Origin of the sequence: Luteimonas soli (assembly GCF_042648865.1) — a bacterium.
Classification (GTDB): Bacteria; Pseudomonadota; Gammaproteobacteria; order Xanthomonadales; family Xanthomonadaceae; genus Luteimonas; species Luteimonas soli.
The window spans coordinates 636,919-655,734 of record NZ_JBHRYA010000007.1; the positions used below are offsets into that span (position 1 = coordinate 636,919).

Genomic DNA, 18,816 nt, shown 5'->3' on the forward strand with positions numbered 1-18,816 from the left:
CCCTGCCATTCGGCGAGCGCACCAAGGCGCTGCGGTGCTCGACAGGTGGATCAGGGGAAGCGGCCGGCTCGACGCCACGGCCGGATCGCGTCTGGTGGACGCACACCTTCGCCGTGACGGCGAAGGTCTCGCTCACAGGCCGGTGGCCTGCTGCCGCACCGGAGCCGAGGCTCGTAATGACGGTGGCGGCAATTGGGAGCTACTCCCCTTCGAGGCGAAGACTAGCACGGGGGAAGTGCATGAACGGGGATGTTTTCGTTCACTTTCGGCGGCTGTGCGGGGGCGGCCAAGGAAGGAGGTTCGGCCAACTGGGCTTTGCTCGTCATTCCAGCGAAGGCGGGAATCCATGGACGTTACGCATTGAAAGCATGGATTCCCGCCTTCGCGGGAATGACGAACCGATGGATCCCCGCTTTCGCGGGGATGACGATCAAGAGCGGGATGACGATCGAGAGCGGGGCGACGGTCGAGGGCGAGGTCGTTCATCACGATGTCGACCTGGAAGATAATCCCGGGCTGCCGGCACGCCGTCGGCCGTTCAGGGGATGGATGCACATGCGGACTTGGGGAATCTGGGCGCTCGTGGTCGCGGCGCTGTGCGCGCTGGCGGCGCTGTCGTGGTGGTGGGCGGTGGGGTCGCAGTCGCGGGTCGATCCGGGATTCACCCAGGCCTTCGTCGACCTCAACAGGCGCATGGACGACCATGCCACGGCGGTGGCCTACGACCCGCAGACGAAGATCCTAGCCGTGGGCCGGAACAGCGGCGCGCTGGAGCTGTGGGACGCGCGCAGGACCGATTCGCGCATCGCGGTCAAGGCGCATTCGGTGCGCATCGAGCACATCGCCTTCGGTCCGGAAGACGGCATCGTGCTGACCAGTTCGGTCGGCTCCAACATGATGGGCCTGGATCCCGAGGCGGTGCCCAAGGTGTGGGACGCGCGCAGCGGCGAGCTGCTGCTGGCGCTGCCGGGCGAATGGATCGGCGGGCCGATGGTGGCCGCGCCGGTGCCCGGGTTCTACCTGGTGTCGAGCGACGACGAACTGCGCGTGTACGACCATGCGAAGCGCGCCGTGGTCGGCGACGCGTTGAAGGTGGAAGGCGGCGTCACGGCACTGGGCACGGACGAGGTGTCCGGCCTGGTTGCCGTGGGCACCAGCAGCGGCGAGCTGTTGCTGCTGAAGCTCGATGCCGCCGGCACGGTTCCGCGCCTGGACGTCGTCAGCCGGACATCCACCTACGACCTGGAAATCCGCACCGATGTCCTGGCCGTGATGCTGCTCGACGACGGCCGCCGGCTGGTGACAGTGAACTGGCTGCCCGGGGCGAGGCGGTTCGACCCCGCGTCGGGCAGGCAGCAGGCGGAGATCGTGCAATGGGACACGCGCGACTGGACGCGCGAACGGACGTTTCCGTTCACGCTGCAGACCACGCACTGGGCGTCCTACACGCCGGGCGAGCCGTGGCTGGTGCTGGCCGGCAGCGAGTCCACGCGCGGCAAGATCGAACTGGTCGACCTGCGCCACGGCGTGGCCTGGCGCTACAAGTCGAACTTCTCGCACCCGCGCGCCGTGCTGCTGCCGGAAATCGAAACCGGCCTGATCCTGCAGAGCAGCGGCGCCACGCAGATCCGCTACCTGGACCAGGAGTAGCCGGGCGCCCAGACTCGACTTGTGGAAGCGGCTTCAGCCGCGAGCTCTTCGCTCATCCCGGGCAGATCGAAAGCTCGCGGCTGAAGCCGCTCCCACAAGAGGCCCAGCGATCTTCGCGCTACCCGCTTTCGAACCCGCCATCCCGCCCCCATGTGGGAGGGCACACCCTTCGGAGATTCGCCATGAGCGCCTACCGCAAGACCCCCGAAGCCGTCGCAAGCCTCACCCCCGAGCAGTACCGCGTCACCCAGGAAAGCGCGACCGAGCGCCCGGGTACCGGCGAGTATCTGCACAACACCGAGCCGGGGATCTACGTCGACATTGTCTCCGGCGAACCGCTGTTCGCGTCGTCGTCGAAGTTCGAGTCCGGCTGCGGCTGGCCGAGCTTCAGCCGGCCGATCGTGGCGGCGCACGTCAACGAGGTGCGCGATTCGTCGCACGGCATGATCCGCACCGAAGTGCGTTCGGTGCATGGCGACAGCCATCTCGGGCACGTGTTCGAGGACGGGCCGCGCGAGACGGGCGGGCTGCGCTACTGCATCAACTCGGCGGCGCTGCGGTTCGTGCCGCGGGAGGAGATGGAGGCCGCGGGGTACGGGGATTACCTGGAGCAGGTGGAGGACCCGCGCGGAGAACACGCGGCTGGAGCCGCTTCCACGAAGAACAAGACGGGAGATGCGTGATGACGACTGAACGGGCGGTGCTGGCGGGCGGCTGCTTCTGGGGCGTGCAGGAACTGCTGCGCAAGATGGACGGCGTGGTGTCCACGCGCGTGGGCTACAGCGGCGGCGACGTGCCCAACGCGACCTATCGCAACCACGGCAGCCATGCCGAGGCGGTGGAGATCGTGTTCGACCCGGCGCGGATCAGCTATCGCGAGCTGCTGGAGTTCTTCTTCCAGATCCACGACCCGTCGACGAAGGACCGCCAGGGCAACGACCGCGGCGCCTCGTACCGTTCGGCGATCTTCTACACCACGCCAGAACAGGAGCGCATCGCGCGCGACACCATTGCCGATGTCGACGCCTCCGGCCTGTGGCCGGGCAAGGCGGTGACCGAGGTCGAACCGGCGGGCGATTTCTGGGAGGCTGAACCGGAACATCAGGATTACCTGCAGAAGCTGCCCGACGGCTACACCTGCCACTACGTCCGTCCGGAGTGGAAGCTGCCGCGGCGCGCGGGCGGTTGACTGGCGTGTGATGGGTTTCGCTTTGCTCTACCCATCCTACAACCCCCCGGAACCGTAGGATGGGTAGAGCGAAGCGAAACCCATCGCGCACTCGCCCGTCCAGCGGAACTTACGGGCCCGCCCCGAGCCTCGTGCGCACAGCTTGCGCGAATCCCGCGCCGGCGTGCGGATCGTGGTCGAGATAGAAGTCGGGCTCGATCAGTTCGGCTTCCATCAGCAGCCAGCGGCCATCGGCGTCAGGCACCATGTCGATGCGTGCGTACAGCAGCGGGGTGTCGATCGCTGCCAGGGTTTGTTCGGCCAGGGCGAGGGCGCCCGGCGGTGGCGTGGGCACGGCGGTGTAGAGGCCGCCGAACTGCAGCTGGATGCGGAAGTCGCCGGCAACCGGGCGCTTGTTGACGACATGGCTCAGCCGGCCGCCGAAGTACAGCAGCGAGGTTTCGCCTTCGGTTTCGATGGTCGGCAGGTAGGGCTGGATCATCGCACCGCCGTCGGGCGTGCCGTCGAGCGCGTCGCCGCGGCGCAGGCGTCGCGTCTTCCACGCGCCGCCGGAGACGGTGGGCTTGGCGATCAGGGATTCGGCGCCGGTGTCGTCGAACATCGCGTCGATCTGCCCGCGCGTGATGCGATCGCTCCAAGTGGTCCGGGGAATCGCGACGCCACGCTCGCGCAGCGTTTCGAGATAGCGCTTGTCGGAGTTCCACGCCAGCACGTCGGCCGGGTTCGCCATCGCCACGCCGGCGTCCTGCCATGCGCGGCACGCGCGCAGCCAACGGGCGTGGTCGAGGTGGTAGCCCCAGGCGAGCAGTGGCAGCACGAGTGCGAATTCCTGCAGTCGTGCGCAGTCGTCGACGTGCGCCGGCCACGCGATCGGCGTTGCAACCACGCCCGCGACGGATAGCGCGTTGGCAAGGCGCTCAAGGACCTCGGGCCAGGCATCGGCGTAGGTGCCGTCGGCGGGATCGGGGGTGAGGATGGCGACGCGGTTGTCCGCTGCTGGCGTGTGCATGCGGCGAGTGTAGCGAAGGAGCGCCCGTGCTCCGCTGCCGGCATGGGCAACGCTGCGTCCTGCGCCACCACGGCGTGGGCCTTCCTGGATTCCCCGCTACGCCCAACCCGGAGTGTCCGGCCCTTACGGCGATCGATCCGCGCAAGCTGCACCGGCGGTCGTCATCATGCGGACGCGTGGGTCGAACCACGGCAGCATGGCCTGGATCAACGGCCCGATCAGCAGCATGTAGGCCACGGTGCCAAGCCCCAGCGTGCCGCCAAGCAGGAAGCCCGAGAGCAGCACGCTGCCTTCGATGATCGTGCGCACCAGGCGCACGGAGCGGCCGGTGCGTCGTACCAGGCCGGTCATCAACCCGTCGCGCGGGCCCGGACCGAAATGCGCACCGAGGTAAGCGGCGGTCGCGGCGCCGTTGAGCACGATGCCGCCGACCAGCAGCGCCATCCGGAACGCGAGCGGAGCGTCGACCAGGCGGTCGCCGATCCAACCGTTGACCAGGTCGAACACCAGCCCGATCACGATCGCGTTGCACAGCGTGCCGAAGCCCGGCTTCTGCCGGATCGGGATCCACATCAACAGCACCGCGAAGCTGACCGCGATGGTGACCCGGCCCATCGGCCAGCCGCCCTGCAGCGAGATGCCCTGGTGCAGCACGTCCCACGGCATCAGCCCCAGGTCCGACTGCAGCATCATCACCATCGACACGCCGTAGGCGATCAGCCCGAGGAACAGTTTGAGCAGGCGCTGCGGCATTGCGCGACCGGGAGGCAGGGGACTGCGCATTCTAGGTCTTGGCGCGGTTGGTCGTTGCGCATCAGTGTGTTCTGCACGGCGCAGCACCGCTGCCCGGCGCCCGGGGGAGCGGCTTCAGTCGCGGGCTCCTGGCTCCCTCCCCTGCGAAGGCAGGGGGTGAGGAGGCGCGTTTGCGAGCCATTGGCTCGCGCGCCGAACGAACGCACGCCAGCTGTGCTGGCGGGCCGGACGGGTTGGGGAGGGGTGTCTTTGGGATTGTTGTGAACCGTGGCAACCCCCTCCCAGCCTCCCCCTGCCTTCGCAGTGGGAGGGGCCAAGGCAAGAACTCGCGGCTGAAGCCGCTCCCACAAGGGCGGGTGGGCCGCACTCCGGCGTGGCTCAATCCTCGCCGATGTCCTCGTTCCACACCTCGGGATTGGCCGCGATCCAGTCGCCGAGCATCGTGATGCAGCGCTCGTCGGCGAGGTCGACGACGTTGACGCCGTTCTCGCGCAACCAGTCGATGCCGCCGGCGAAGTTCACCGATTCGCCGACGACCACGGTGCCGATGTTGAACTGGCGCACCAGTCCGCTGCAGTACCAGCACGGGGCCAGCGTGGTGACCATGATCGTGTCGCGGTAGCGGCGCTGGCGGCCGGCCTTGCGGAAGGCGTCGGTTTCGCCGTGCACGGACGGATCGCCTTCCTGCACGCGGCGGTTGTGGCCGCAGCCGAGCAGGCGGCCATCCTGGTGGTACAGCGCGGCGCCGATCGGGATGCCGCCTTCGGACAGGCCGGTGCGGGCTTCTTCGATGGCGGTGTCGAGCAGGGCGCGGTAGTCGGGGGTGGCGATCATGGTCGTGGCTGCGGTGCTGGCGGGAGACACGATGGTGCCACGGGCGGGCGTCGGGCAGCGGCTTGCCAAATCGTGCCCCGCATGGATAGTTGCGGGTGCACGGTCGCTGCCGAAGCGGCCGCGCGCAGCAGGGGGAGGGATCAAGATGATGACGTCGAACCCGGGCGCTCGTCGCCCGCGCGCGTCCGCGCTGGTCGCGGGCGGACTGTTGCTGCTGGGTGGCGGCTCGGCGGCCGCGCAGGTCGTACAGGGCCGGCTGGAGCTGCAGTGGGGCGACCCGGCGCCCGCGCCGGCCGAACATCGGCCGCCGGCGCGGCTGCTGGCCACCCTGGTCACCGACGACGGCACGCGCATCGCGCTCGATCCCGTGCAGGCGCGCCGCGCCGCGGGCGACCTGTATGCGCTGTCCAACCGCCGCGTCGCGGTCGCCTTCGTCGAGCAGGGACGGGGCGTGCTGCGGCAGCCGGAGGTGGAAGTGATCGTGCCTGCTGACCGCCCGTGGCAGCGTGCGCCTGCGGTCGATGCCGCCGGCCGCGTGGTGGCCGGGGCGGGGGTGGAGGGCAGCACGCGCTGGGTCACGCTGGCCTGCAGGTTCAGCGACATCGCCGCCGAACAGAAGACCCGGGATTTCTTCACTTCGCAGTACGGCCACCTGCCCGGCCAGCTCGGGCATTACTGGATCGAGGTTTCGTACGGAAAGATCGACCTGGCCGGCAGCCAGGCGTACGGCTGGTTCGCGCTGCCGTCACCGCGCGACGCCTACGTGACGATGGTCGACGGCGAGGAAGAGGCCGACCTGGACAAGCTGTTCACCGACTGCGCGGCGGCCGCCGACCCGACGGTCGACTTCGCCGGCGTGCAGGGCGTCAACATGATGTTCAACGGCGACCTCGACGGCTACGCCTGGGGCGGCGGCGCCTGCGCGGTGCTCGACGGCACGCGGCGCTGCCCGCGCACGACGTGGAACCCGCCGTGGGCGTTCACCAACCTGGCGCCGCTGGCGCACGAGATGGGTCACGGTTACGGCCTGCCGCATTCGGACAACTCCGACGGCGACGACGACACCTACGACAATCCCTGGGACGTGATGAGCGATGCGTGGAGCAACGCCATGTACAACGTCAACTTCGGCGCGCTTCCCAAGCACATCAACATGGTCCAGCGCGACCGCCTGGGCTGGGTGGATGCGGCGCGCAGGCTGGTGATTCCCGATGGCGACTTCGCCCGCACCACGGTGCAGCTGGACTTCGCCCACCTGCCCGGCGCGACCAACCCGCAGATGATCGTGCTGGCGATGCAGTCGCGGCCCGATCCCTACGCGACCGTGTTCTACACGCTCGAGGCGCGACAGCGCACCGGCACCTACGAGTCGGCGCTGGCGGGCAACGCGGTGATCATCCACCGGGTGGAGGATTACGGCACCGCCTACAGCGTCGATGCGGACGTGCCGCCGGCGGACGTGTCCAACAACGAGGGTTCGATGTTCAAGCCCGGCGAAGTCTGGCAGTCGCCCGATCGCTCGCGCTGGATACGGATCGACGCGACGACGGCGACAGGATTCCTGGTCACGATCGGGCCGCAGGTGCGGGTCACCGGCGGACGGCTGCCGGCGCAGCGCAAGGCGGCGGGCAAGGTGGCGCCGCCGCCGGCGCGCGCCGCGGGGCAGGCGTCCGGTTCGCGGGATTCCCGCCCGGGCCGGGTCGACGGGAAGCCGGCGATGCGTTGACCCGTGGCCGGGCGCCCCCGCCCGCGGATGCGATAATCGGCCGCATGAGCGAATCACCTGGCAAGCCCGCCGACACGCCCGGCACCACCCACTTCGGCTTCCGCGAGGTGCCGGTGGCCGATAAGCAAAAGCTGGTCGGCGAGGTGTTCTCGTCGGTGGCCGGCAACTACGACCTGATGAACGACCTGATGTCGATGGGCATCCACCGGGTCTGGAAGCGCTATTTCGTCGCCACGGCACAAGTCGGCAAGGGCGACCGGGTGCTGGACCTGGCCGGCGGCACCGGCGACATCGCCGCGCTGCTGAAGGATCGCGTCGGCGAGACCGGCGAACTGGTGCTCGGCGACATCAATGGCGAGATGCTGCGCGTCGGCCGCGACCGCATGGTCGACCGCGGCAACGTGCGCGGCTTCGAGTACGTGCAGTGCAACGCGCAGGCGTTGCCATTCCCGGACGCGAGCTTCGACCTGGTCACCATCGCCTTCGGCCTGCGCAACGTCACCGACAAGGACGCGGCGCTGCGCGAGATGCGGCGCGTGCTCAAGGTGGGCGGGCAGGCGCGGGTGCTGGAGTTCTCGCAGGTGAAGGCGGACTGGTTCCGGCCGCTGTACGACTTCCACTCGTTCCAGGTGCTGCCGCGGCTCGGCAAACTGTTCGCGAAGGACGCCGACAGCTACCAGTACCTGGCCGAGTCGATCCGCAAGCACCCGCCTCAGGACGAGCTGAAGGCGATGATGGAAGCCGCCGGCTTCGACCGCTGCGATTACAGGAACCTGTCCGGCGGCATCGTCGCGATCCACACCGGCTACCGCACGTAGCGTAAAGAAGCCCTCCCCTTCAAGGGGAGGGTTGGGTGGGGATGGGTGTCCCGTCGGCGCCCGTACAGTTGCCTGCACCCGCACCGAAACCCATCCCCACCCCAGCCCTCCCCTTGAAGGGGAGGGGGCAAAAGCGATGATTTGGGCGCGCACGACGGGGACGCTAGACTTGGCGACCCTGTCCCATTCCCCCGGATGCCCATGCGCGCTCTCCTGCTTTCCCTCGGTTTCGCCGTTGCCCTGGCCGGTTGCCAGCGCGATGCGGCCGACACCGCGGCCCCCACGCCCACCGCGAAGCCTGCGATGACCACCTCGGCCAGCCACGACGCACTTTCCTACGCCGAGCCCGGCAAGGTCGTCATCACCGATCTGGCGCTCGACCTCAAGCTCGACTTCGACACGAAGACGATCGCCGGCACCGCGACCTACACGCTCGACTGGAAGGACGGGGACGCGCGCCAGCTGGTGCTCGACACCCGCGACCTGGCCATCGACAAGGTCGAGGGCGAAGGCAAGGACGGCGCGTGGCACCCGCTGCAGTACGGGCTGGCCGACCGCGACAAGCTGCTCGGCAGCAAGTTCACCATCGAGGCGCCGGAGCGCAACGCGCACATCCGCGTCACCTACACCACCTCGCCCGACGCCTCCGGCCTGCAGTGGCTGGAGCCGGCGATGACCGAGGGCAAGCAGCTGCCCTTCATGTTCAGCCAGTCGCAGCAGATCCACGCGCGCAGCTGGGTGCCGCTGCAGGACACGCCCGGCGTGCGCTACACCTACAGCGCGCACGTGACCTCGCGCCCGGACGTGATGGTGCTGATGAGCGCCGACAACGATCCGAAGGCCGCGCGCGACGGCGACTACACGTTCAAGATGCCGCAGAAGATCCCCTCGTACCTGATGGCGATCGCCGCGGGCGACCTGGTGTTCAAGCCGGTCTCCGAGCGCTCCGGCGTGTGGGCGGAGCCGGCGATGGTGGACAAGGCGCAGGCCGAGTTCGAGGACACCGGGAAGATGATCCAGACGGCCGAGGCGCTGTACGGCCCGTACCGCTGGGAGCGCTACGACATCCTCGTGCTGCCGCCGTCGTTCCCCTACGGCGGCATGGAGAACCCGCGTCTGACTTTCGCCACGCCGACGGTGATCGTGGGCGACAAGTCGCTGGTGTCGCTGGTGGCCCATGAGCTGGCGCACAGCTGGTCGGGCAACCTGGTGACCTTCGCCACGCCCAAGGACCAGTGGCTCAACGAGGGCGTGACGTCCTACGTGGAGAACCGCATTGTCGAAGCGCTGTACGGCGAGGAACAGGCCAACATGGAGTCGGTGATCGCGCGCGACGAGCTGGAAAAAACCATCGGCGACATGCCGCCGCAGGCGCAGGCGCTGGCGATCCGGCCCGACGTCGAGGTCAAGGCCGGCGACACGCTCACCGCGGTCGCCTACGACAAGGGCGCGTGGTTCCTGCAGTTCCTCGAGAAGCGCTTCGGGCGCGAGGACTTCGACGCCTTCCTGCGCGGCTACTTCGACCACTTCGCGTTCCAGAGCATCACCACCGTGCAGTTCATCGACTACGCGAAGAAGAACCTGCTCGACAAGTATCCGGGCAAGGTCAGCGAGGCCGAGCTGGACGAGTGGGTGTACGGCACCGGCATCCCCGCCGGCGCGCCGAAGGTGCTGGCGCGCAAGTTCGGGGTGGTCGATTCGGCGCGGCTGGCGTGGCTGGGCAGCGGCGAGTTGCCGCCGGCGGTGATCACCAAGGAGTGGAGCACGCAGGAATGGGTGCACTTCATCGAAGGCATGCCCGACACCCTGACCACCGAACAGCTCGCGCAGCTCGACGGCGCCTACCACTTCACCGGCACGCCCAACGGCGAGATCGCGCAGCGCTGGTACCCGCTGGCGGTGCGCAGCGGCTACACGGCGGCGAACGAGGCGATCGCCGGATTCCTGCAGAAGATCGGCCGTCGCAAGCTGATCATGCCGACCTATGACGCGCTGGTGCAGACGCAGGACGGACTGGAGCTGGCCAAGGCGGTGTTCGCCAAGGCCAGGCCGGGTTACCACCCGATCACCACCGGTTCGGTGCAGAAGGTGATCGACGAGGCCAAGCCCGCAGCCGCCACGGCGAAGCCCGCCACGACCGATGCGCCGGCCGATGCAGAGCCGGCCGAAGGCGACGCGCGGCCGGCCGCCGGCGACGCCACCGCGCCCGCGCCGGAGCAGGCGCCGCCCGCCGGCTGAGCGATGCCTGCCTGGCAGATCGCACTGATCGTGGCCGCCCTCGTGGCGGCCGCGTTCGTTGTGGCGATCGCGCTGCGGCTGCGGCGCGATCCCTACGCCCTGGTCCGCGCCGAGTTCGCGCGCGAGCGGATGGCGCTCGGGCTGGCGCGGCAAGTGGTCGAGATCGACGGCATCCGCTGGGTCTACGCCGAAGGCGGTTCGCGCGATGCCGATGCGCCGGTGCTGGTGATGCTGCACGGCTTTACCGGCAGCAAGGAGAACTGGTATCCCGTCGCCAGGCGCCTGCGCGGCCGTTGCCGGCTGCTGATCCCGGACCTGCCCGGCTGGGGGGAAAGCCGGCGCGAAGGCGTCGCCGGGCACGGATTCGCCGCGCAGGCCGCGCGCGTGGCGGCGTTCATCCGCGCGACCTGCGACAAGCCGGTGACGTTGCTCGGGCATTCGATGGGCGGCGGCGTCGCCGCGGTGCTGGCCGCGCGCGAGCCGCGGCTGGTCGCGCGCGTCGGGTTGTTCGATGCCGCCGGCGTGCGCTTCGCCGACAACCAGTTCGGTCTCGACGTGCTGGCGGGGAAGAACCCGTTCGGCGTGCATGACCGCGCGTCGCTGGCACGCTACCTCGATGTCCTGTTCCACGACCGCTGCGCGATCCCGGCGATGCCGTGGCCGGCGCGGGACATCCTCGTCGCGCACCGGCGCCGCGAGGCGGCGTTCGAGCAGTCGGTGCTCGACGAGATCGGGCGCGGACCCGAACAGTTCCTGCCCGGCGAGGAAGCCGCGCGCATCCGCCAGCCGGCGCTGCTGGCGTGGGGCGCGCACGACCGGGTGATCGACCCCAGCGCCATGGACCTTTACGCTGAAAGCATGCCGCAGGCGCGTAAAGTGCTGCTGGCCGGCAGCGGTCACATGACGGTGACCGAACAGCCTGACGACGTCGCCGCGGCGATCGAGGGCCTGCTTGCCGCCGAACCGGCCAAACAGGGAGCCCACGCATGAACCACCGCCACATCCTCTGCGCCATCGTGCTCGCAGCGGGCACCGCCGTCGTCTCCGGCTGCGGCGACCGCGAAGCCGCCGAGGCCGCGCGCGCCGCCGCGCAGGCCGCCGCCGACGAGAAGGCCGCGAAGGAGTACGCCGACGGGTTCGAGGCGGCCGTAGCCGAGGAGAACTGGGCGCTGGCCAAGGCCCACGGCGACGTGCTGTTCGCCCGCTTCCCGGACACCGAACAGGCCGCGCGCGTCCGTCCGCACTACGACGAGGTCAAGGCGAAGGCCGGGGCCGAGCGCGAGCACGCCCGAATGGCCGCGCTGTGGAGCTACCAGTCCGAAGACGTGAAGGGCGGCAAGCAGCTGTCGGCGGCGGTCTACTCGAAGGATGCGGTCGACACCGACGGCAGCGGCGCCAACCCGGTGCGGCTGATCTTCCGCGACCATCCCGACTGGGGCACGAGCAGCTACCTGGTGCTGCAGGCGGGCGACTTCGACTGCTACGGCGGCTGCCGGGTCAAGGTGAAGGTCGACGACGCGGAGCCGAAGTCGATGTCGGCGCTGCGGCCGGACACCGACGAGGCGACGGCCATGTTCATCAACGACGAGCACGGCCTGTGGCGGATGTTCGAGGGCGCGACGCAGGTGTCGATCGAGTTCCCGGTCAAGGCCGGCGGCACGCGCACGGCGGTGTTCGAAGTGGCGGGGCTGGACCGCACGAAGCTTCCCGGTTGGGATTGATCGCCGTCGCGGATTGCCGGAGAAGGCTGGGGAAGGCAGTCGGGGGCGTAGCCCCGACCTACGGGCGGTGGCGGAAGCGCGCACGGTGCTAGCGATTGCGACGTAGGTCGGGGCTACGCCCCCGACAGCTCTTGATCTTCGCCCACCGCGCCCGAATCCGGCTTTGCCAGGGAAAAGCCGTCGGGGACGTAGCCCCGCCCTACGTCCGAAGGCATCCCATGCGCCCTACACGTTGCTGAAACCCGGGAGGAGTAGAGTCGGCGCCACGGCGCGCATGAAACAGTCGCCGCGCCGCATCGACGCGCAGCCGGACGCGCGCGCCAGGCACACCAGCCGGGTCCGCGCCGGAGCGGCGGCGGACCCGAAGCAGGAGACGACCATGCTCTCTCCCCGCCTGCACCACTTCCTCGACGAGCGCCACGCGGCCTACACCACGCTCAGCCACGAGCGCACTGTCACCGCGCAGGAAACCGCCAACAGCGCGCACATCGGCAACCGCCACTTCGCCAAGACCGTGATGCTCAAGGTCGGCGGCGACCTGGCGATGATGGTGATGCCCGCCGCCTACCGCATCGACCTGACCCGCCTGTCGCGCGCCCTGGGCGGGCGCGAGGTCGAGCTCGCGCAGGAACCGGAATTCAGCGACGCCTTCCCCGACTGCGAGCTGGGCGCGATGCCGCCATTCGGCAATCTCTACGACATGCCCGTCTACGTCGACGCGCGCCTGTCGGAGCACCCCGAGATCGCCTTCAACGCCGGCTCCCACACCGAGCTGATGCAGATGCCGTACGCGGAGTTCGAGCAGCTGGTGAAGCCCGAGCCGCTATGGCTGGCGCATGTGATGTGAGCCCTACAGCGTATATCCGAACTGCTGCTTGAACTGCTCGTTGAACTCGGCGAAATCGAAGCGCTGGTTCTGCGTCCCAGGGTGCTCGACCTTGAGCGCGCCCATCAGGTTGCCGATGCGGCCGATGGTCAGCCAGTCGCAGCCCTTCTGGATGCCGAAGATCAGGCCGGCGCGGAAGGCGTCGCCGCAGCCGGTGGGGTCGGTGATGCGGCGCTCGTGCGCGGGCGGTACGTCGATGGTCCTGCCCTCGGCGTAGATCACCGCGCCCTTGGGGCCGCGGGTGGCGATGTAGGCCTTCACCTTGCCGGCGATTTCCTGTTCCGACCAGCCGGTGCGTTCCTGCAGCAGGTTGGATTCGTAGTCGTTGACGGTGACGTAGTCGGCCTTCTCGATGAAGTCGCGCAGCTCGGCGCCGTTGAACAGCGGCATCGCCTGGCCGGGGTCGAAGATGAAGGGGATGCCGCCTTCGGCGAATTCCTTCGCGTTCTGGATCATGCCTTCGTAGCCATCGGGGCTGACGATGCCGATGCTCACGCCGGGCACGTCGCGCACGTGGTTCTCGTACGAACGCATCATCGCGCCGGGATGGAAGGCGGTGATCTGGTTGTTGTCGTGGTCGGTGGTGATGAAGGCCTGGGGGGTGAACAGCTCCGGGATTTCCTTCACCTGGGCCAGGGAAATCTCCAGTTCTTCGAAGTATTCGCGGTAGGGGCCGAAGTCCTGGCCGACGGTGGCCATCGGCACCGGGTCGCCGCCGAGCAGCTTGAGGTTGTAGGCGATGTTGCCCGCGCAGCCGCCGAACTCGCGCCGCATCCGCGGCACCAGGAACGAGACGTTGAGGATGTGCACCTTGTCCGGGAGGATGTGGTTCTTGAACTGGTCGGGGAACACCATGATGGTGTCGTAGGCCAGGGAGCCACAGATCAGGGCAGACATCAGGCAGGCGCTCGCTCGGGACGGATCGGGCGGCTAGGTTAGCCGGGCGGGTGCGGGGAGGCCAGCGGCGGGGCCAACAACCCCCTTTGGAAAAGGGGGCGGGCCGGCGCGCAGCGCCGGACGGGGGATTTGCCTTTGACTTTGCCCGGCCCAAGCCAAGGTCAAGAGCAAATCCCCCGCTGCGCTGCCCCCTTTTCCAAAGGGGGCTGATCTGGGCCGGCAGCGTCCACGGCCCGCTTTTTTGCTAGGCTAGCCGACTCTTTTCACCCATTCCTCACGGACATTCTCCCCCGATGTTCAAGAAGTTCCGCGGCCTGTTTTCCAACGACCTGTCGATCGACCTCGGCACGGCCAACACCCTCATCTTCGTCCGCGGGCAGGGCATCGTGCTCAACGAACCGTCCGTGGTCGCGGTGCGCCAGGACCGTTCCGGCTCCGGCAACCGCACGGTGGCGGCGGTCGGTACCGAGGCCAAGCAGATGCTAGGCCGCACCCCCGGGGGCATCACCACGATCCGGCCGATGAAGGACGGCGTCATCGCCGACTTCACCTATACCGAGGAGATGCTCAAGTACTTCATCCGCAAGGTGCACAAGTCGCGCTTCCTGCGGCCCAGCCCGCGGGTGCTGATCTGCGTGCCCTGCGGCTCGACCCAGGTCGAGCAGCGCGCGATCAAGGAATCGGCGCTGGAAGCCGGCGCCCGCGATGTGTCGCTGATCGAGGAACCGATGGCCGCGGCGATCGGCGCCGGCATGCCGGTGACCGAGGCGCGCGGCTCGATGGTGGTCGACATCGGCGGCGGCACCACCGAGGTGGCGGTGATCGCGCTGTCGGGCATCGTCTACTCGCAGTCCGCGCGCATCGGCGGCGACCGCTTCGACGAGTCGATCATCAACTACGTGCGCCGCAACCACGGCATGCTGATCGGCGACAGCACCGCCGAGAAGATCAAGCTGGAGATCGGCAACGCCTGGCCGCAGGAGCGGGTGATCGAGATGGAAGTGTTCGGCCGCCACCTGGCCGAGGGCGTGCCGAAGATGATCACGATCAGCTCGAGCGAAGTGCTCGAAGCGCTGCGCGAGCCGCTCGCCGGCATCGTCAGCGCGGTCAAGCAGGCGCTGGAACAGACCCCGCCGGAGCTTTCCGCGGACGTGGCCGAGCTGGGCATCGTGCTCACCGGCGGCGGCGCGCTGCTGCGTGACATGGACCGCCTGCTCAGCGAGGAAACCGGCCTGCACGTGCAGGTCGCCGAGGACCCGCTGACCTGCGTCGCCCGCGGCGGCGGCCGCGCGCTGGAGCTGCTTGATACGCATGGCAATGAGTTTTTTGCCTACGACTGAGAAAGCGGGGATTCGGGATTCGGGATCGGGGATTCGCAAAAGCGGGTGCGCTTTCCTATCCTGATGACGCGGATGCAGGGGGTATCCGCGGCACTGCATGGATGCCCGTGCCCTCGTCCGTCCTCGAGTGGTCCATGACTCGCGCCGGGGCCGCGCTGTTCCGAATCCCCAATCCCGAATCCCGAATCCCGGCCCTCCCACGTGCCTGCCTACGCCAGTCCCACGCCTCCACGCAGCGGTGATGTCGCGGGTACGCTGCGGCTGCTGACCTACCTGGCGCTGTCGGTCGCGCTGATCGTGCTCGACCATCGCGGCGACGTGCTGGCCCAGGCCCGCGCCCAGGCCAATCTCGCGGTGCAGCCGCTGTGGTGGCTGGCCGGGCTGCCCGGCCGCCTGGGCGACAGCGTGCGCGACGATGCGGTGACCCGGTCGATGCTGGCCGAGGACAACCGCCGGCTGCGCAATGCGCTGCTGGTCAGCGACGCCCGGCAGGCACGGCTGCAGGTGGCCGCCGCGGAGAACGCGCGCCTGCGCGGCCTGCTCGGCGCGGCCGAGCGCGGCGGGCTGGACGTGCAGCTGGCGCCGATCCTGGACATCGACCTGGACCCCACGCGCCAGCGCCTGGTCCTCGACGCGGGCACCCGCGACGGCGTGCGCGAGGGCCAGAGCGTGATCGACGCCGGCGGCCTGGTCGGGCAGATCATCGCGGCCACGCCGACCACCGCCACCGTCCTGCTGATCACCGATCCCGACCACGCCGTGCCGGTGCTGGTCGGGCGCAACGGCGTGCGCCTGGTGGCCTACGGCAAGGGCCGCAGCGACCAGCTCGAACTGCCCAACATCCCGCTGTCGGCCGACGTCAAGGTCGGCGATGCGATCATCACCTCCGGACTCGGCGGCCGCTTCCCGCCGGGCTTCCCGGTCGGCACCGTGGCCGCGCTGCGCCCGGACGACAGCCGCGCCTTCCTGGTCGCCGAACTCACGCCGGGCGCCCAGCTCGACCGCGGGCGCGACGTGCTGTTGCTGCAGCAGAGCAGGGACTCGGGGCTGGGGGCTGGGGACTTGGGAGATCAACAGCAGCAGCGGGGAGCGCCGGCGTCGGACGCGGGCGATCCTGCCGCTTCCACGGACAGCGGCAGAGAGCCTCCGGCGACCCGCACCCCGTCGGCCGCCGCCCCCCAGCCCCCAGCCCCCAGCCCCCAGCCCCGGCCCCCGCAGGGGGCCAAGCCATGAGCCGCCCCCGCCGCCTCTGGTTGCTGCCGGTCAGCGTCATCGCCGCGCTGCTGCTCGGCCTGCTGCCGCTGCCGCCGATGGTGCAGCCGCTGCGTCCGTACTGGCTGGCGCTGGTGGTGGCGTTCTGGGTGATCGAGGAGCCCGACCGCGCCGGCCTGGGGTTCGCGTTCGCGATGGGCGTGATCGGCGACCTGGCGTTCGGCGGCATCCTCGGCGAGCAGGCGCTGCGGCTGGTGGTGATGGCCTTCATCCTGCAGCGCTTCCGCTCGCAGGTGCGCTTCTTCCCGGTCGCGCAGCAGTCGCTGGTGATCGGCGGGCTGCTGCTCAACGACCGCGTGGTCAGCGCCGCGGTGCACCTGATGCTCGACGAGCCGCAGCTGCCGTGGTCGTACTGGTGGGCGCCGCTGCTGGGCATGGTGCTGTGGGCGCCGCTGTTCGTGCTGCTCGACGCGCTGCGTTTCGGCCGGCGCAAGGCCTGAGGTTCGCGCATGCGCCAGATGCGACGCCGGCTGAAGAACCACGCGCGCGAAACGATGCAGTTCCGCGCCCGCGCGCTGCTGGGCTTCGCGATCGTGGTACTGGCGCTGGGCGGGCTGGCCGGCTGGTACTTCAAGCTGCAGGTGCTCGACCACGCCGATTACGCCAGGCGCTCGGAAGCCAACCGGATCAAGCCGCGTCCGGTGGTGCCCGCGCGCGGGATCATCTACGACCGCAAGGGCCGGATCCTGGCCGACAACGTGCCGGCGTTCCGGCTCGACGTGGTGCCCGAGGACGCCGGCGACCCGAAGGCGCTGATCGCCGGGCTGTCGAAGATCATCGCGCTCGACCCCGAGGACATCGAACGCTTCGAACACGAGCGCAAGGCCAGCCGCAGCTTCCGCGCGGTGACCCTGAAGCTGCGCCTGTCGCCCGACGAGGTGGCGCGGTTCGCGGTGGACCAGTGGCGCTTCCCGGGCGTGAGCGTGGAACCCTACCTGACCCGGCGCTATCCCTACGGCGCGCTGATGGCGCACATCGTCGGCTACGTTGGCCGCACCGACGAGAAGGACATCGAGCAGTATGGTCCCGGGCAGGCGCTGTTCACCCACACCGGCCGCTCCGGCATCGAGCGCTATTACGACGAGGCGCTGCGCGGCGAGGTCGGCTACGAGGAGGTCAAGACCAACGTCGAGGGCCGCGCGCTCGGGCGCGTCGGGCGCATCCCCGCCACCGCCGGCGCCGACCTGCGCCTGGCGGTGGACGTGGACCTGCAGCGGACCATGGTCGAAGCCTTCGGCGACCACGACGGTGCGGCGGTGGCGATCGATCCGAAGACCGGCGGGATCCTGGCCATGGTCAGCCTGCCCAGCTACGACCCCAACCTGTTCGTCAACGGCATTTCCAGCGTCGACTACCGTGCGCTGATGGACGACCCCTCGCGGCCGCTGTTCAACCGCAACGTGCTCGGCGGCGGGCCGCCGGGGTCGACGGTCAAGCCGTTCATGGCGCTCGCGGGGCTGGAAAGCGGGTTGCGCACGCCGCAGGACCGGGTTTTCAGCACCGGCGAGTTCCACATCCCCGGGCAGAAGCGCGGGTACCGCGATGCGCATGGCGGCGGCGGCTGGGTGGACCTGCACAAGTCGATCGCAGCGTCCGTGAACTACTACTACTACAAGCTTGCCTATGACATGGGCATCGACAAGCTTGCGGAGTACATGCACCGCTACGGTTTCGGCGAGCCTACCGGCATCGACCTGACCGGCGAGAACGCCGGCATCGTGCCGTCGCGCGAATGGAAGGCAAAGCACCGCCCCGAGCCGTGGTATCCGGGCGAAACGGTGATCGCCGGCATCGGCCAGGGCTACTGGGTCGCGACCACGCTGCAGCTGGCGCAGGGCACCGCAGCGCTGGCCGACGACGGCGTGCGCCACCGTCCACACCTGGCGCGCGACCGGCGCGACGGCTTCCGCAGCCCGTGGACGCCGATGCCGCAGCCCGCGCCCACGCGCCTGACCGACAACCTCGGCCATATCCGGGCGATCCAGGACGGCATGGTCGGCACGATGTACGACCCGGGCGGCACCGGCCGCGCCACCGCGGTCGGCGCGCCCTACCGCATGGCCGGCAAGACCGGCACCGCGCAGCGGGTCAGCCGCAAGGGCAGCGTCAGCACCAATCCGCACCTGCTGCCGCTGCACCTGCGCCACCAGGCCTGGTTCATCGGCTATGCGCCGGCGCAGGATCCGCGGATCGCGGTGGCGGTGATGGTCGAGCACGGTGGCTACGGCGGTTCCACGGCCGCGCCGATCGCGCGCAAGCTGTTCGACGCCTGGCTGCTGGGCGAATACGCCGAACCCGATCCCGATGCGATCCCGGTCACCGCGTTCGGCGCGCAGGCGGAGGCCGCGGAAGCATCACCGACGCCCGCGCGCGCGGCCCGCGCGGCGATCCCGGGACTGGACGCGGCAACGGTCGAGGTGATCCGCGGCGCCCCGGGGGCAGGGCGTTGAATCGGATGCAGCCATGAACGTCATCCTGCGCTG

The 18,816-nt window shown here is 69.5% G+C and carries 17 protein-coding genes; 13 read left to right on the forward strand and 4 right to left on the reverse strand.

The window, feature by feature from the left end; all coding sequences use genetic code 11:
* Window positions 1–555: 555 nt before the first annotated feature.
* The 3 genes from ACFONC_RS10200 to msrA all read left to right on the forward strand — a co-directional run bounded on the left by ACFONC_RS10200 (window position 556) and on the right by msrA (window position 2,839).
* On the forward strand, window positions 556–1,650 hold the full coding sequence (locus ACFONC_RS10200; RefSeq protein WP_386743750.1) for a hypothetical protein: 1,095 nt from the start codon (window positions 556–558) through the stop codon (window positions 1,648–1,650).
* A 182-nt stretch (window positions 1,651–1,832) separates the two neighbouring features.
* Complete coding sequence (gene msrB / locus ACFONC_RS10205) at window positions 1,833–2,333, forward strand: peptide-methionine (R)-S-oxide reductase MsrB (RefSeq protein WP_386743751.1); 501 nt, start codon at window positions 1,833–1,835, stop codon at window positions 2,331–2,333.
* Entirely contained in the window at window positions 2,333–2,839 is a 507-nt protein-coding gene (gene msrA, locus ACFONC_RS10210) for a peptide-methionine (S)-S-oxide reductase MsrA (protein ID WP_386743753.1), read from the forward strand. The genes msrB and msrA overlap by 1 nt, the downstream gene beginning before the upstream one ends.
* 109 nt (window positions 2,840–2,948) lie before the next feature.
* On the opposite strand, the gene ACFONC_RS10215 is transcribed toward msrA, so the two are convergent.
* From ACFONC_RS10215 to ACFONC_RS10225, 3 genes are all read right to left on the reverse strand, one after another.
* Window positions 2,949–3,848 carry an ATP-grasp domain-containing protein gene (locus ACFONC_RS10215; RefSeq protein WP_386743755.1) on the reverse strand — a complete coding sequence of 300 codons (900 nt, stop codon included), beginning with the start codon at window positions 3,846–3,848 and terminating at the stop codon, window positions 2,949–2,951.
* A gap of 123 nt (window positions 3,849–3,971) precedes the next feature.
* Window positions 3,972–4,631 (reverse strand): membrane protein YczE, encoded by a 660-nt coding sequence (gene yczE / locus ACFONC_RS10220; RefSeq protein ID WP_386743757.1) that lies wholly within the window; start codon window positions 4,629–4,631, stop codon window positions 3,972–3,974.
* Window positions 4,632–4,979: 348 nt separating this feature from the next.
* Window positions 4,980–5,435 carry a nucleoside deaminase gene (locus ACFONC_RS10225; RefSeq protein ID WP_386743758.1) on the reverse strand — a complete coding sequence of 152 codons (456 nt, stop codon included), beginning with the start codon at window positions 5,433–5,435 and terminating at the stop codon, window positions 4,980–4,982.
* Window positions 5,436–5,583: 148 nt separating this feature from the next.
* Here ACFONC_RS10225 and ACFONC_RS10230 point away from each other — a divergent pair, with 148 nt between their 5' ends.
* From ACFONC_RS10230 to ACFONC_RS10255, 6 genes are all read left to right on the forward strand, one after another.
* Window positions 5,584–7,161: a hypothetical protein gene (locus ACFONC_RS10230; RefSeq protein WP_386743760.1), complete on the forward strand. Its 1,578-nt coding sequence runs from the start codon at window positions 5,584–5,586 to the stop codon at window positions 7,159–7,161.
* Between the two features lie 44 nt (window positions 7,162–7,205).
* A complete protein-coding gene (gene ubiE, locus ACFONC_RS10235) occupies window positions 7,206–7,979 on the forward strand; it encodes a bifunctional demethylmenaquinone methyltransferase/2-methoxy-6-polyprenyl-1,4-benzoquinol methylase UbiE (RefSeq protein WP_386743762.1) in 774 nt (257 codons plus the stop codon).
* A gap of 201 nt (window positions 7,980–8,180) precedes the next feature.
* Entirely contained in the window at window positions 8,181–10,217 is a 2,037-nt protein-coding gene (locus tag ACFONC_RS10240; RefSeq protein WP_386743763.1) for a M1 family metallopeptidase, read from the forward strand.
* Between the two features lie 3 nt (window positions 10,218–10,220).
* Complete coding sequence (locus ACFONC_RS10245; RefSeq protein ID WP_386743765.1) at window positions 10,221–11,207, forward strand: alpha/beta fold hydrolase; 987 nt, start codon at window positions 10,221–10,223, stop codon at window positions 11,205–11,207.
* Window positions 11,204–11,938, forward strand: a complete 735-nt coding sequence (locus ACFONC_RS10250; RefSeq protein WP_386743767.1) for a hypothetical protein — start codon at window positions 11,204–11,206, stop codon at window positions 11,936–11,938. The genes ACFONC_RS10245 and ACFONC_RS10250 overlap by 4 nt, the downstream gene beginning before the upstream one ends.
* A gap of 274 nt (window positions 11,939–12,212) precedes the next feature.
* Window positions 12,213–12,785, forward strand: coding sequence for an aminoacyl-tRNA deacylase (locus tag ACFONC_RS10255; protein ID WP_386743769.1), 573 nt, complete (start codon window positions 12,213–12,215; stop codon window positions 12,783–12,785).
* A 3-nt stretch (window positions 12,786–12,788) separates the two neighbouring features.
* Here the strand turns inward: ACFONC_RS10255 and ACFONC_RS10260 are convergent, their stop codons facing one another.
* Window positions 12,789–13,721 carry a carbohydrate kinase family protein gene (locus ACFONC_RS10260; RefSeq protein ID WP_386743771.1) on the reverse strand — a complete coding sequence of 311 codons (933 nt, stop codon included), beginning with the start codon at window positions 13,719–13,721 and terminating at the stop codon, window positions 12,789–12,791.
* Window positions 13,722–14,014: 293 nt separating this feature from the next.
* On the opposite strand from ACFONC_RS10260, the gene ACFONC_RS10265 reads away from it, so the two are divergent.
* The 4 genes from ACFONC_RS10265 to mrdA all read left to right on the forward strand — a co-directional run bounded on the left by ACFONC_RS10265 (window position 14,015) and on the right by mrdA (window position 18,783).
* On the forward strand, window positions 14,015–15,061 hold the full coding sequence (locus ACFONC_RS10265) for a rod shape-determining protein (protein ID WP_386743772.1): 1,047 nt from the start codon (window positions 14,015–14,017) through the stop codon (window positions 15,059–15,061).
* 201 nt (window positions 15,062–15,262) lie between these two features.
* Window positions 15,263–16,294 (forward strand): rod shape-determining protein MreC, encoded by a 1,032-nt coding sequence (gene mreC / locus ACFONC_RS10270; RefSeq protein WP_386743774.1) that lies wholly within the window; start codon window positions 15,263–15,265, stop codon window positions 16,292–16,294.
* On the forward strand, window positions 16,291–16,773 hold the full coding sequence (gene mreD / locus ACFONC_RS10275; protein WP_386743776.1) for a rod shape-determining protein MreD: 483 nt from the start codon (window positions 16,291–16,293) through the stop codon (window positions 16,771–16,773). Before mreC ends, mreD begins: the two co-directional genes overlap by 4 nt.
* Before the next feature lie 9 nt (window positions 16,774–16,782).
* The gene (mrdA, locus tag ACFONC_RS10280; protein WP_386743778.1) at window positions 16,783–18,783 is read left to right on the forward strand and encodes a penicillin-binding protein 2; all 2,001 of its coding nucleotides are present in this window, start codon (window positions 16,783–16,785) and stop codon (window positions 18,781–18,783) included.
* The last annotated feature ends 33 nt before the right edge of the window (window positions 18,784–18,816 follow it).

Bases quoted from the DNA above. Each gene is read 5' to 3' on its own strand.
- ACFONC_RS10200 (WP_386743750.1), top strand. From the start codon at position 556: ATGCGGACTTGGGGAATCTGGGCGCTCGTGGTCGCGGCGCTGTGCGCG.
- msrB (WP_386743751.1), top strand. From the start codon at position 1,833: ATGAGCGCCTACCGCAAGACCCCCGAAGCCGTCGCAAGCCTCACCCCC.
- msrA (WP_386743753.1), top strand. From the start codon at position 2,333: ATGACGACTGAACGGGCGGTGCTGGCGGGCGGCTGCTTCTGGGGCGTG.
- ACFONC_RS10215 (WP_386743755.1), bottom strand. From the start codon at position 3,848: ATGCACACGCCAGCAGCGGACAACCGCGTCGCCATCCTCACCCCCGAT.
- yczE (WP_386743757.1), bottom strand. From the start codon at position 4,631: ATGCGCAGTCCCCTGCCTCCCGGTCGCGCAATGCCGCAGCGCCTGCTC.
- ACFONC_RS10225 (WP_386743758.1), bottom strand. From the start codon at position 5,435: ATGATCGCCACCCCCGACTACCGCGCCCTGCTCGACACCGCCATCGAA.
- ACFONC_RS10230 (WP_386743760.1), top strand. From the start codon at position 5,584: ATGACGTCGAACCCGGGCGCTCGTCGCCCGCGCGCGTCCGCGCTGGTC.
- ubiE (WP_386743762.1), top strand. From the start codon at position 7,206: ATGAGCGAATCACCTGGCAAGCCCGCCGACACGCCCGGCACCACCCAC.
- ACFONC_RS10240 (WP_386743763.1), top strand. From the start codon at position 8,181: ATGCGCGCTCTCCTGCTTTCCCTCGGTTTCGCCGTTGCCCTGGCCGGT.
- ACFONC_RS10245 (WP_386743765.1), top strand. From the start codon at position 10,221: ATGCCTGCCTGGCAGATCGCACTGATCGTGGCCGCCCTCGTGGCGGCC.
- ACFONC_RS10250 (WP_386743767.1), top strand. From the start codon at position 11,204: ATGAACCACCGCCACATCCTCTGCGCCATCGTGCTCGCAGCGGGCACC.
- ACFONC_RS10255 (WP_386743769.1), top strand. From the start codon at position 12,213: ATGAAACAGTCGCCGCGCCGCATCGACGCGCAGCCGGACGCGCGCGCC.
- ACFONC_RS10260 (WP_386743771.1), bottom strand. From the start codon at position 13,721: ATGTCTGCCCTGATCTGTGGCTCCCTGGCCTACGACACCATCATGGTG.
- ACFONC_RS10265 (WP_386743772.1), top strand. From the start codon at position 14,015: ATGTTCAAGAAGTTCCGCGGCCTGTTTTCCAACGACCTGTCGATCGAC.
- mreD (WP_386743776.1), top strand. From the start codon at position 16,291: ATGAGCCGCCCCCGCCGCCTCTGGTTGCTGCCGGTCAGCGTCATCGCC.
- mrdA (WP_386743778.1), top strand. From the start codon at position 16,783: ATGCGCCAGATGCGACGCCGGCTGAAGAACCACGCGCGCGAAACGATG.